We start from the raw sequence: 11,840 nt of genomic DNA, 5'->3' as shown, positions 1-11,840 counted from the left end.
CCCACGGACATTCGAGGATTCAATGACTGAACATAACGCTACCCGGTCCATGTTCGACCCGGCGCTGCTGCGCCCGGCGATCGTGGACTCCTTTAAAAAGCTCACGCCGCGCACGCAGTTTCGCAACCCGGTGATGTTCTGCGTGTACGTCGGCAGCATCCTGACGACCATTCTGTGGATCGCCGCGCTCGGCGGTCAGGCCGAGGCGCCCGCGGGCTTCATCCTCGCGGTCACGCTATGGCTGTGGTTCACGGTGCTGTTCGCGAACTTCGCGGAGGCGCTCGCCGAAGGCCGCTCGAAAGCGCAGGCCGCGTCGCTGCGCAGCGCGAAGAGAGACGTGATGGCGAAGAAGCTCAACGAGCCGCATCCGAAGTCGCCGATCCGCATCACGACCGCGACCGATCTGCGCCGTGGCGACGTCGTGCTGGTCGAGACCGGCGACGTGATCCCGGCCGACGGCGAAGTAATCGAGGGCGTCGCTTCGGTCGACGAATCGGCGATCACCGGTGAATCGGCGCCGGTGATCCGCGAGTCGGGCGGCGACTTTTCGTCGGTGACGGGCGGCACGCGGGTGCTGTCGGACTGGATCGTCGTGCGCGTCACGGCCAACCCGGGCGAGGCGTTCCTCGACCGCATGATCGCGATGGTCGAAGGCGCGAAGCGTCAGAAGACGCCGAACGAAATCGCGCTCACCATCCTGCTCGTCGCGCTGACCATCGTGATGCTGCTCGCCACCGCGACGCTGCTGCCGTTCTCGATGTTCTCCGTCGAAGCCGCGAAAGCGGGCCACGTGGTGACGATCACCGCGCTCGCCGCGCTGCTCGTGTGTCTGATCCCGACGACGATCGGCGGCCTGTTGTCGGCGATCGGCGTGGCCGGGATGAGCCGCATGATGCAGGCGAACGTGATCGCGACCTCGGGCCGTGCCGTCGAAGCGGCCGGCGACGTCGACGTGCTGCTGCTCGACAAGACCGGCACGATCACGCTCGGCAACCGCCAGGCGTCGCAGTTTCTGCCGGCGCCGGGTCTGACCGAAGAGGCGCTTGCCGATGCCGCGCAGCTGTCGTCGCTCGCCGACGAAACGCCGGAAGGCCGCAGCATCGTCGTGCTCGCGAAGCAGCGCTTCAATATCCGTCAGCGCGATATGGCCTCGCTGCATGCGGTGTTTCTCGCGTTCACGGCGCAGACCCGCATGAGCGGCGTCGATCTGTCTGCGCAAGGGACTCCCTACGGGACTCATGGCCGTGAAATCCGCAAGGGCGCGGCCGATGCGGTCAAGCACTATGTCGAAGCGAACGGCGGCCGTTTCCCGAATGAAGTCAGCAACGCGGTCGCCGATGTCGCGCGGCGCGGCAGCACACCGCTGGTGGTCGCCGAGAAAGGCGAGCAGGGCGCGCGCGTGCTCGGCGTGATCGAGTTGAAGGACGTCGTGAAGGGCGGCATCAAGGAGCGCTTCGCCGAGCTGCGCAAGATGGGCATCAAGACCGTGATGGTGACAGGCGACAACCGCCTGACCGCCGCCGCGATCGCGGCCGAAGCGGGCGTCGACGACTTCCTTGCCGAGGCGACACCCGAAACGAAGCTCGCGACGATTCGCGCGCATCAGGCCGAAGGGCGTCTGGTCGCGATGACCGGCGACGGCACCAACGACGCGCCCGCGCTCGCGCAGGCCGACGTCGCGGTCGCGATGAACACCGGCACGCAGGCGGCAAAAGAGGCCGGCAATATGGTCGACCTCGATTCGAATCCGACCAAGCTGATCGAGATCGTCGAGATCGGCAAGCAGATGTTGATGACGCGCGGGTCGTTGACCACATTCTCGATCGCCAACGACCTCGCCAAGTACTTCGCGATCATCCCGGCCGCGTTCGCGTCGACGTATCCGGCGTTGAACGCGCTGAACGTGATGCATCTGGCGACGCCGACCTCGGCAATCATGTCGGCGGTGATCTTCAACGCGCTGATCATCGTGCTGCTGATTCCGCTGGCGCTGAAGGGCGTGCGCTATCGCGCTCTCGGTGCTGCGATCCTGCTGCGCCGCAATCTGCTGATCTATGGCCTTGGCGGGATCGTCGTGCCGTTCATCGGCATCAAGCTGATCGATATGGTGCTCGCCGCGTTCGGCTGGGTTTGAGCGCAGTGACCATGTGATGAAAAGGGAAAGAGACCCATCATGAAAAATCTGTTCCGTCCGCTGATCGTGATCTTCGCGGTGCTGACCGCGATCACAGGACTCGCCTATCCCGCCGTGATGACCGCGTTCGGCCAGGCGGTGTTCCACGAACAGGCCAACGGCAGCCTCATCGAGCAGAACGGCAAGGTGGTCGGCTCACAGCTGATCGGCCAGCAGTTCGACGCGCCCCAGTACTTCTGGGGCCGGCTGTCGGCGACGAGCCCGATGCCGTACAACCCGCAAAGCTCGGGGGGCTCGAACCTCGGGCCGAACAACCCCGCGCTGCTCGACGAGATCAAGGGCCGTCTCGCGGCGCTGAAGGCGGCGGGCACCGACATGTCGAAGCCGGTGCCGGTCGATCTGGTCACGTCGTCGGGCAGCGGGCTCGATCCGGAGATCAGTCCGGCCGCGGCCGCGTATCAGCTCGAGCGGGTCGCGCAGGCCCGTCACCTCGCGCCGAACGACGTGCAGGCGCTCGTCGAGCGCTACACGACGGGGCGCCAGTTCGGCGTGCTCGGCGAGCCGCGCGTGAATGTGCTGAAGCTCAATCTCGCGCTCGATGAAATGAAGCGCGGCTGACACTGAACGCATCGACGACGCACCAGCCGCAATTGCGGTTCATCGATGAAACAGCGGTGTTTCGCGTGGCGCCGCGCCGCCATTTGCGGGCCGGCGCGGGCCGTGCCACCATGCTGACACCGCCGCTCGCACGACTATCAAAACCACTGAGCATGAACCGCCCCGATCCTGACCAACTGCTCGACAAGCTGCAGCGCGACGAAGAAAAACGCCAGCGCGGCCGGCTGAAGGTTTTCTTCGGCGCGTCGGCCGGCGTCGGCAAGACCTATGCGATGCTGCAGGCCGCGAGCCGCCGCCAGCAAGAAGGTGTCGACGTGCTGGTCGGCATCGCCGAAACGCATGGACGCAGCGAAACCGCCGCGTTGCTCGCGGGGCTCGACGTGCTGCCGCTCGCGCAGATCGAGTATCGCGGCCGCAAGCTCGGCGAGTTCGATCTCGACGCCGCGCTCGCGCGCAAGCCGCAACTGATCCTCGTCGACGAACTCGCGCATTCGAACCTGCAGGGCGCGCGTCATCTGAAACGCTGGCAGGACGTCTACGAACTGCTCGACGCGGGCATCGACGTTTATACGACCGTCAACGTGCAGCATCTGGAGAGCCTGAACGACGTGGTCGGCCAGATCACCGGCATCCGGGTGTGGGAGACCGTGCCCGATCGCGTGTTCGATCATGCCGACGAAGTGACGCTCGTCGATCTGCCGGCCGAGGAACTGCTCGACCGCATGCGCGACGGCAAGGTCTACATGGCGCAGCAGGCCGAGCGCGCGGTGCGCAACTTCTTTCGCAAGGGCAACCTGATCGCGCTGCGCGAACTCGCGCTGCGCCGCACCGCCGATCGGGTCGACGCGCAGATGCGCGAGTACCGCGCCGATCGTTCGATCCAGCGTATCTGGCAGGCGCGCGAGCGGCTGCTGGTGTGTGTCGGTCCCGGTCCGGAGGCGCCGGCGCTGGTGCGCTCGGCGGCGCGCCTCGCCGCGAGCCTGAGGGCCGACTGGCTCGCGGTCTATGTCGAAACGCCCGCGTTGCAGCGCCTGCCCGACGCGCGCCGCGAACGCACGCTGAACGCGCTGAAGCTCGCCGCCGAGCTCGGCGCGGAAACCGCGACGCTCGCCGCCAGCGATGCGCTCGACGCGCTGATCGGTTACGCGCAGGCGCGCAACGTATCGAAGCTGGTGGCGGGCGCATCGTCGCGCACGGGCGCGAGCCGCTGGCTGCGCCGGCCGCTGGGCGAGCGCATCGCCGAGAAGAGCGGCGATCTCGATCTCACGCTGATTCGCGTGTCGTCGGAGCGCGACGGCGGCGAGCAGCGGCGGCTGTTGAACACGACCGCGAACGCGTGGCGCGAGGCGTTGAGCGCGGCCCGCGAGCGTCGCTCGCCGCCGCGCGCGTACGCGTTCGCGCTCGCGATCGGCGCGGCGATCACGTTGCTGTCGAGCCGGTTGATCGTCCGCATCGATCTGACCAACCTCGTGATGCTGTATCTGCTCGGCGTGATCTTCACCGCGGTGAAGCTCGGGCGCGGGCCGGGTGTCGTGCTGTCGTTCGCGAGCGTCGCCGCGTTCGATTTCTTCTTCGTACCGCCGCGCATGTCGCTGTCGGTCTCCGACACGCAATACCTGCTGACGTTCTTCGGCATGCTGCTGACCTCGCTCGTGATCAGCCATCTGACTTCGAGCCTGCGCCACGAGGCGAGCGTCGCGCGACGCCGCGAGCAGCGCACCGGCGCGATGTACGAGATGGCGCGCGAGCTCGCCGCGGCGCTCGCGACCGAGCAGATCGTCGGCATCGGCACCCGGCACGTGAGCGAGGTGTTCGGCGCGCGTGTGGCGATCCTGCTGCCCGACAGCGCCGACCAGATCAAACAGAAGATCGAGGACCCCGACGCGGCGATCACGCTCGAAGGCGACGCGCTCGATCTCGACGTCGGCCAGTGGGTCTACGATCAGCAGAAGCCGGCCGGCCACGGCACCGATACGCTGCCGGCCGCCGCGGCGCTGTATCTGCCGCTGAAGGCGCCGATGCGCACGCGCGGCGTGCTCGCGGTGGTCGTGCGTGACGAGCGCGAGCTGACCGTGCCCGAACAGCGCCGCATGCTCGATGCGTTCGCCGCGCAGATCGCGCTCGCTCTCGAACGGGTGCACTACGTCGATATCGCGCGCGATGCGCTCGTCAACATGGAGTCGGAGCGGCTGCGCAATTCGCTGCTGTCGGCGATTTCGCACGATCTGCGCACGCCGCTGACGACGATCGTCGGGTTTTCGTCGATGCTCGCGCAGGGGCGGCAGGCGGGACAGGGGCGGACAGAAGGCGAGGTGAATGCTTCTTTGCGGACCGACGCGCAATCCGCCGCGCGGCGTGACGACGAACTCGTCGACGCAATCCACGAAGAAGCGCTGCGCATGACCGGCATCGTCACGAATCTGCTCGACATGGCGCGCTTGCAGGCCGGCAGCCTGCAACTGAACCAGCAATGGACGCTGCTCGAGGAGACCGTCGGCGCCGCGCTGCGCGCGTGCAAGCGTGTGCTCGCGGATCATCCGGTGCGGGTTACGCTGCCCGCCGATCTGCCGCTGCTGCATCTCGACGCGGTGTTGATGGAGCGCCTGTTCTCGAACCTGTTCGAGAACGCGGCCAAATACACGGCGTCCGGCACGCCGCTCGCGATCGGCGCGCAGCAGATCGACGCGGACGGCACGCCGTTCGTGCGCATCACGATCGACGACAACGGCCCCGGCCTGCCCGCCGGCATGGAAGCGCGCGTGTTCGAGAAGTTCACGCGCGGCGAGAAGGAGTCGGCGAAACCAGGCATCGGCCTTGGGCTCGCGATCTGCCGCGCGATCGTCGAGGCGCACGGCGGTACAATCGGCGCGCTCAACCGGATGGCCACGGATGGCCACGTCGAGGGCGCGCGCTTCTGGTTCACGCTGCCGGTCAAGACGCCGCCCGACGCACCCGAGACGTTTGATACGCTCGAAGACGAAGGCGCAGCCACCGACACCGCCGCCGACCTCAACCCGCTCACCCGCCCCGCCCATGAGTGACCTGAGTATCACCGTCGTTCTGATCGAAGACGAGAAGCAGATTCGCCGCTTCGTGCGCACGGCGCTCGAAGGCGAGGGCATCGCCGTGTACGACGCCGAGACCGGCAAGCAGGGGCTCGTCGAAGCGGCGACGCGCAAGCCCGATCTCGTGATCGTCGATCTGGGCCTGCCCGACACCGACGGCCTCGACGTGATCCGCGAGCTGCGCGGCTGGAGCGAGCTGCCGGTGATCGTGCTGTCGGCGCGTACCCAGGAAAGCGAAAAGGTCGCCGCGCTCGACGCCGGCGCCGACGATTACCTGACCAAGCCGTTCGGCGTGTCCGAGTTGCTTGCGCGGATCCGCGCGCATCTGCGGCGGCGCAATCACGGCGGCGCGAACGAATCGCCGCAGGTGCGTTTCGGTGCGGTCACCGTCGACCTCGCGCTGCGCCAGGTTACGCGCGACGGCGCCGCGGTCCATCTGACGCCGATCGAATACCGGCTGCTCGCGACCCTCGTGCGCCATGCGGGCCGCGTCCTCACGCACCGGCAGTTGCTGCGCGACGTGTGGGGGCCGTCGCACGTCGAGAGTCACCACTATCTGCGCATCTACATGGCGCATCTGCGCGGCAAGCTCGAGCGCGATCCGGCGCAGCCGGAGCATATCGTCACGGAGACGGGCGTCGGGTACCGGCTGGTGGGTGCGGTGTGAGTTCGTCCGCGATGCCGCTTCGTTATAATCTCCCGACGTAAGGACGACCTTGCGCCTGCATCAATCATCGGGGACGGCCCCATTTTTCATGGAGCTGTGTCGATGTCCTGGTTTCTTCTCCTGATTGCCGGTCTGCTCGAAGTCGCGTGGGCGGCCGGTCTCAAAACTTCCGAAGGTTTCACCCGCGTGTGGCCGTCCGTCTTCACGGTCGTGACCGCGCTCGGCAGCTTCGTGCTGCTCGCGCTCGCGATGCGCCAGTTGCCGCTCGGCACAGCCTATGCTGTTTGGACAGGGATCGGCGCGGTCGGCGCGTTCATCTTCGGCGTCGTGATGATGGGCGAGGCGTTGACGGTAGCGCGCGTCGCCAGTGCGTCGCTGATCGTGATCGGCCTCGTCGGGCTGAAGCTGTCGTCGGGGCACTGACCGGGCGGCCACGTCCGCTCGGGGCGCGGCCGCCATTGCCTGCAAGCCACAGCGAAGGCTTCGCGGCTCTACGTTCTGCGAATTATCGTAGCTATAATGAGACAGAAACGACCTTGAGATTGCCCGCGGCCTGGCTGGCGCGGCCAGCTTGGCGAGCCTGATGGCTTCGGCGCGGAACGCCCGCTCGTTCCCGCCGCGGCGCCTGGCACGCACTGAGCGCGCGGAGGCGGCCATGCTTGAATCACTTTCACTTGCAGCGGGCCTTTCATGGGGCAGCGGTCTGCGCCTCTATCTGACGGTCCTCCTGGCCGGCGTGTTCGAACGTCTTGGCCTGATTCACTTGCCGAACACATTGTCCGCGCTGTCATCGCCATGGGTGATCGGTGCGGCGGCTGTGCTGACGCTGGCCGAATTCTTCGCCGACAAGATCCCCGCGTTCGATTCGCTGTGGGATGCGATCCACACCTTCATCCGCATTCCGGCCGGCGCCGTGCTGGCCGCCGGCGCGCTCGGCCACGCCGATCCGACGCTGCTGAGCGTTGCCGCGCTCGCGGGCGGCACGCTCGCCGGCACCGCGCATCTCGCGAAGGCGGGCACGCGCGCGCTGATCAACCTGTCGCCGGAGCCGGTGTCGAACGTCGTCACGTCGACCGCCGAGGACGGCCTCGTGGTCGGCGGCGTGCTGCTTGCGCTGTTCGTGCCGCTCGTGTTTCTGGTCTTGATGGTAGGCTTCCTGCTGCTCGCGGCGTGGGCATTGCCGCGATTGTGGCGTGGCGTGCAGGGCGGTTTTCGCGGCATGGCCACGCACATGGTGTCGCGATTTGCGAGGAGCAGGCACGATTGAGCGAAGCACTACCAGGATCCAAGGCGGGTTCAAGAACGCGCGCCGACACGAGACCGGCGCGGCGGCTTGGCGGCATCGATCTATTGCGCCAGGCCATGCGGATGACGGCGCGCGACTGGCGCGCGGGCGAACTGACGATGTTGCTGCTCGCGCTCGTGCTGGCGGTCGCGGCGTTGTCGAGCGTCGGGTTTCTGGGCGATCGGCTGCATCAGGGGCTCGAGCGCGATGCGCGGCGCATGATCGCCGCCGACTTCATCGTGCGTGCCGATCATCCGGTCGATCCGCAATTCGCCGCCGAGGCGCACGCCCTGGGCCTGCGCACCGCCACCACGGCGATCTTTCCCAGCATGATCAATTCGACCGGCGCGCAGCCGGCGTCGCGGCTCGCCGCCGTCAAGGCGGTGTCGTCCGGCTATCCGTTGCGCGGCGCGCTGCGCATCGCGGCGGCGCCGGGTGCGGCCGATCATGCGGCGACGTCGATTCCGGCGCCGGGCACCGTGTGGGTCGACCGGCAGTTGCTCGACGCGCTGAAGCTGAAGATCGGCGATGCGGTGAAGCTCGGCAATCGCAACTTCACGGTCGGCGCGCTGATCACGCGCGAGCTCGATCGCGGCTTCTCGTTCGTCAACTTTTCGCCGCGCCTGATGCTGAATGCCGCTGACGTACCGTCGACGGGCCTGATCACCTATGGCAGCCGCGTCACGTACCGGCTGCTGGTCGCCGGTTCAGACGAGGCGGTCGCGCGCTTCGCGAAGTTTGCGCATGCGCGCGTCGACGGCGGCAAGATGCGCGGCGTCGCACTCGAGTCGCTGCAGGACGGCCAGCCGCAGGTGCGTCAGACGCTCGATCGCGCGGGCCATTTCCTGACGCTCGTGTCGCTGTTGACCGCGCTGCTCGCGGCCGTCGCGATCGCGATGGCCGCGCACCGCTATATGCGCCGGCATCTCGACGGCTGCGCGGCGATGCGCTGTCTCGGCGTGAGCCAGGCCGCGCTGCGCGCGCTGTTCACGCTCGAATTCGTCGGGCTGGGCGTACTCGGCGGCGTGCTCGGCGTGGCGCTCGGTTATCTCGGGCATCTCGCGCTGCTGACGTGGCTCGGCGGCCTGATCGACGTGGTGCTGCCGCAGCCGACGCTGTGGCCCGCGCTCGAGGGCATCGCGGCCGGCCTCGTGCTGCTGCTCGGCTTCGCGCTGCCGCCGCTGTTGCCGCTCACGCGCGTGCCGCCGGTGCGCGTGCTGCGGCGTGAATGGGGCGAGGAGGGACGCACTGCGTGGGCCGCCTACGCGGTCGGCATCGTGCTGTTCGCGGGGCTGCTGATACTCGCCGCGGGGGAATTGAAGCTCGGGGGCATCGTCGCGGGTGGATTCGCGGGCGGGCTGCTGGTGTTCGCCGGCATCGCGCGGCTCGCGTTGTGGGGCGCGGCGCGCGTGGTGCGCAGCGAGCGCGTCAATGCGGGCATCGGCTGGCGCTATGCGCTGGCGTCGCTCGAGCGGCGCAGCAGTACCAGCACGCTGCAGATCACCGCGCTCGGCATCGGCCTGATGTGCCTGCTGCTGATCGCGATGACGCGCAACGACCTCGTGCAGGGCTGGCGCAAATCAACCCCGCCCGATGCGCCCAACGAGTTCATCATCGACATCCAGCCCGATCAGCGCGACGCGGTCACGCAGTATCTGGACGCGCACGGCATCGCCGGCGCGGCGCTGTCGCCAATGGTGCGCGGGCGGCTCGTCGCGATCAACGGTAAGGCGGTCGATCCGGATTCGTTCAAGGGCGAGGATGCGCGGCGACTGGTCGACCGCGAGTTCAACCTGTCCTACACGACGCAACTGCCCGACGACAACCGGATCGCCGCGGGAACCTGGTTCGGCGAGACGACGAAGCCGCAGATCTCGATCGAGCAGGGTCTCGCGAAGCTGATCAACGTGAAGCCCGGCGACGTGCTGCGCTTCGACGTGACGGGGCTGACTGTCGAGGCGCCGGTGACGAGCGTGCGCAAGCTCGACTGGGGTTCTTTCAAGGTCAACTTCTTCGTGCTGATGCCGCCGGTTTCGTTGCAGGATTTTCCGGCGACTTTCATCACGAGCTTCCATCTGCCGGTGGACAAACAGTCGACGATCGATGGCCTGATCGCCGCGTATCCCAATCTGACCGCGATCGATACCGGCCCGATCCTCGCGCAGGTGCAGCGCGTGTTGCAGCAGGTGATCGGCGCGGTGCAATTCCTGTTTGCGTTCACGCTCGGGGCCGGCGTGCTGGTGCTATACGCGGCGCTCGCCGGCACGCGCGACGAGCGTATGCGAGAATCCGCGCTGCTGCGTGCGCTGGGCGCATCGCATCGTCAGGTGCGGTCGGTGCAGGTGTCCGAATTCGTCGCGGTCGGCGCGCTTGCCGGCCTGATGGCGGCGCTCGGCGCGCAGATCGTCGGCTCGATGCTGGCCACGCACGTGTTCGAGTTTTATCTGGACTTCGATCCGTGGCTGCTGCCGGCGGGCATTGCGGCCGGCATCGCGTGTGCCGGTGTCGGCGGGTGGTTGAGTTTGCGGCATGTGTTGGCGCGGCCAGCGCTGCAGTCGCTGCGCGACGCGTGAGTTTTCCTGGTGATGTCTTTTTGCTGTTGAGCAGGGTATGAGCGATTTGAACGACGAAGTGTCCTCGGACAAGCCGACGGCCTTCGAACTGTTGGGCGGCGAGACGCGCGTGCGCGACCTGGTCGACCGGTTTTACGACCTGATGGATCTCGAGGCGGATTTCGCCGGGATTCGCGCGCTGCATCCGGCGTCGCTCGAGGGTTCGCGCGACAAGCTATTCTGGTTTTTGTGCGGCTGGCTCGGCGGTCCCGATCATTACATCGGCCGCTTTGGCCATCCCCGTCTGCGCGCGCGGCACCTGCCGTTCGCGATCGCGTCGAGCGAGCGTGACCAGTGGTTGAGGTGCATGGCATGGGCGATGGAGGATGTCGGCTTGCCGGAACCGCTGCGCCAGCGCCTGCTCGGCTCGTTCTTCGAAACCGCCGACTGGATGGTCAACCAACATTCGTTAGTTACGAAAAGATGAACTAGACGATGGTGTCAGTCTTTCGTCTCTTCGAGACGAGCAGCAGATAGGGGGTCCGGGGGAAAGACGACGCCTGTGGATAACTTTGCGTTTGGTCCGCTGCGGCCTCTTTGCGGTGGTAAGTTTCGCTTGGAAGCATGAGACCGACCTATTTGCCACTTCGTTCGAGCGGCAGTATCTGGAAGGCATAGCGCCGGTCGGCCGCCTGCGTGAGCCGCGTTCAAGATGGCGCGCTATACAGTGCATGACTCCCCGGAAAAGGCCTCTACGCGCACTTACCCGGCAAATATGAACTGGCCGAGGTTTATGGACTTTCTATCAAACAATCCGTCGACGCTCTAGACAGCGGCCTTGGCTCCTTTTGCCACGGCGCTCGGCTTGCTTCTCGACCGAGCGCACCTGCGCTGGCGGCAGGACGTTTTCGAGACGTGGTTGCTTGAGCGGGAGCGAAGTACGGGTCCGGAGCGACCAACTTGATGTTGCGAATGCATGGCAGGCTCTAGGGTGTCCACGTTTGGCGCGTCAGCAATCCGCCGATTAACGTCACTCATCGGGCTTCTCTTGCCTTTTGTTCGCAGCGGTTTCCGCACGCCGTAGCAGTGTCGACGCAGAGGTGTCGAGAGCGTCGGCGAGTGCAAAAAGGGAGTCGAGCGCAATCTTGCTCTGTCCTCGTTCGACCAACGATATGAAGTTGCGGTGCAGGTTCGCCTTCTCGGCCAGCTCCTCCTGCGAAATGCCTCTCGCGAGCCTCTCCTCTCGGACGACCCGGCCAAAGGCGGCGATGCGGCTCATCTGTCCCCCAGTACTGAACGAATGGGGGAGAGTGTCCTAGCAGCGACTTTAACAATCTACACAATATATTGTGAACATGAGTCGTCTGGTCCAGAATGACCAATATATTGTGAAAACGACCAGTTACTGGAGGTTGCGTGGCGGTGCGAGGCGGCCGTGCCGCTTTGTTTTCAATTCCAATGATGGAGCCACCGTGGTCTATGTTTTTTTCTGCGTGAGCGGCGCTCTTGGCCCGTTGAA

9 protein-coding genes are annotated in these 11,840 nt (G+C 66.4%); 8 read left to right on the top strand and 1 reads right to left on the bottom strand.

Features of this window, described 5'->3' with window-relative positions:
• Positions 1-22 precede the first annotated feature (22 nt).
• The 8 genes from kdpB to OKW38_RS14050 all read left to right on the top strand — a co-directional run bounded on the left by kdpB (position 23) and on the right by OKW38_RS14050 (position 10,808).
• Entirely contained in the window at positions 23-2,134 is a 2,112-nt protein-coding gene (gene kdpB, locus OKW38_RS14085) for a potassium-transporting ATPase subunit KdpB (protein ID WP_429361970.1), read from the top strand.
• A gap of 39 nt (positions 2,135-2,173) precedes the next feature.
• The gene (gene kdpC, locus OKW38_RS14080) at positions 2,174-2,752 is read left to right on the top strand and encodes a potassium-transporting ATPase subunit KdpC (RefSeq protein ID WP_429361969.1); all 579 of its coding nucleotides are present in this window, start codon (positions 2,174-2,176) and stop codon (positions 2,750-2,752) included.
• A 152-nt stretch (positions 2,753-2,904) separates the two neighbouring features.
• Positions 2,905-5,793 carry a DUF4118 domain-containing protein gene (locus OKW38_RS14075; protein ID WP_429361967.1) on the top strand — a complete coding sequence of 963 codons (2,889 nt, stop codon included), beginning with the start codon at positions 2,905-2,907 and terminating at the stop codon, positions 5,791-5,793.
• Entirely contained in the window at positions 5,786-6,484 is a 699-nt protein-coding gene (gene kdpE, locus OKW38_RS14070; RefSeq protein ID WP_176109149.1) for a two-component system response regulator KdpE, read from the top strand. Before OKW38_RS14075 ends, kdpE begins: the two co-directional genes overlap by 8 nt.
• A 102-nt stretch (positions 6,485-6,586) precedes the next feature.
• Positions 6,587-6,907, top strand: a complete 321-nt coding sequence (gene sugE, locus OKW38_RS14065; RefSeq protein WP_429361965.1) for a quaternary ammonium compound efflux SMR transporter SugE — start codon at positions 6,587-6,589, stop codon at positions 6,905-6,907.
• A gap of 232 nt (positions 6,908-7,139) precedes the next feature.
• Positions 7,140-7,751 carry a DUF4126 domain-containing protein gene (locus OKW38_RS14060; protein WP_429336026.1) on the top strand — a complete coding sequence of 204 codons (612 nt, stop codon included), beginning with the start codon at positions 7,140-7,142 and terminating at the stop codon, positions 7,749-7,751.
• A 101-nt stretch (positions 7,752-7,852) separates the two neighbouring features.
• On the top strand, positions 7,853-10,342 hold the full coding sequence (locus tag OKW38_RS14055; RefSeq protein ID WP_429363761.1) for an ABC transporter permease: 2,490 nt from the start codon (positions 7,853-7,855) through the stop codon (positions 10,340-10,342).
• A 37-nt stretch (positions 10,343-10,379) separates the two neighbouring features.
• Positions 10,380-10,808, top strand: a complete 429-nt coding sequence (locus tag OKW38_RS14050; RefSeq protein WP_429361964.1) for a group II truncated hemoglobin — start codon at positions 10,380-10,382, stop codon at positions 10,806-10,808.
• A 543-nt stretch (positions 10,809-11,351) separates the two neighbouring features.
• On the opposite strand, the gene OKW38_RS14045 is transcribed toward OKW38_RS14050, so the two are convergent.
• Positions 11,352-11,600 (bottom strand): helix-turn-helix domain-containing protein, encoded by a 249-nt coding sequence (locus OKW38_RS14045; RefSeq protein ID WP_429361962.1) that lies wholly within the window; start codon positions 11,598-11,600, stop codon positions 11,352-11,354.
• Positions 11,601-11,840: the final 240 nt, after the last annotated feature.

Origin of the sequence: Paraburkholderia sp. MM5496-R1, from assembly GCF_050436205.1 — a bacterium.
Classification (GTDB): Bacteria; Pseudomonadota; Gammaproteobacteria; order Burkholderiales; family Burkholderiaceae; genus Paraburkholderia; species Paraburkholderia tuberum.
Note: the sequence above shows the minus strand (reverse complement) of the source record. Positions and strands in the feature narration are given on the sequence as shown.